This window comes from Ursidibacter arcticus (assembly GCF_009761375.1).
Lineage (GTDB): Bacteria > Pseudomonadota > Gammaproteobacteria > Enterobacterales > Pasteurellaceae > Ursidibacter > Ursidibacter arcticus.
Genome location: NZ_LEKM01000058.1, coordinates 1 through 1069, shown reverse-complemented (window position 1 = coordinate 1069; position 1069 = coordinate 1). Strand labels below are relative to the sequence as shown.

General features: G+C 39.8%; 1 protein-coding gene. It reads right to left on the bottom strand.

The genetic code is table 11. The features are described from left to right. Positions 1-1069, bottom strand: a 1069-nt coding sequence (locus tag A1D25_RS01735) for a hypothetical protein (protein ID WP_205420567.1), incomplete at both ends; no start/stop codon positions are given.

Genomic DNA, 1069 nt, shown 5'->3' with positions numbered 1-1069 from the left:
TTCATTCGTTAGCAAATCTATAGTAGGTTTGTTGTTTTCATCATATTGAATAAACCAAAGTGCGGCATAGCTTTCACCATCTTCAAAGGTAGCCTCCCCTCCTACAATAGTTCCATCATCATTCATTGCAGTAACTAAAGAATTGCCTACACCATCTTTTTTGAAAGTGCCTAAATCATAAGCTTTCCAATCGTTACCTGACCAAATAGTAGCGCGGTAATTTTCTCCAACTTTACTTTTCCCGCCTGCAATTTTACCATCTGCACTCAGTGCGCGGACTTCCCCTTGAGTAATATTGCCATCAACGCCTTTTAGTTCAGTTTTTTGGTAATTATTACCCGACCAAATAGCTGGTCTATAATGAGTTGAACCGCCAGCCACATCACCAGCATTATTTAATGCGAAGACCTCAGAATAGTGACGCTTATCATCGATCATCATACTAGACCAAGTTGTTCCATCAAAACGCCAAATGGTAGCGATATAATTACCACCAGCAGAAACAGTATCATAGCCTGCAACAATATCACCTTTATTATTCACAGCATTAGCCGAAGATGTTTCTGATGATAATCTCATTAATGACCAATTACCATTTTCTTCTGTCCAAACGCTAGCGTTAGTATTGTAGTCGCTCTCGTAGTGTTGCACTCTACGATTTGGAAGAACATTGATATTACCAACGGCTTGTGTTCCCGAACCATTTAACCCTCGCATTTCCCCTTTGGAGGTCTCCTCTGAGCTTTCGTCATAAGGGAGTTCTATCGGTTCACTCCATTTGCCACTTTGCCATTTCCAAATGGTAGGAACCTGAATCATAAATGTCTTATTTGAATATCCTCCAGCCACATTTCCCTGATCATTGAGGGCTAAAATAAAGGAGGCTGAAGCATCATCTCCATGAGTTTTATCTCTGTTTTCAGTTACAAAATGATAAGCATTATGTTTATCATTCCATTTTTTCCACTCCCAGCTAGAATCAATAGTATAGGCACTATTAAATGTCGCAAAAATGGAACCTGTGGCGTTAATTGCTCGTACACCGCTACCTGGTTCATTAATAATAGGT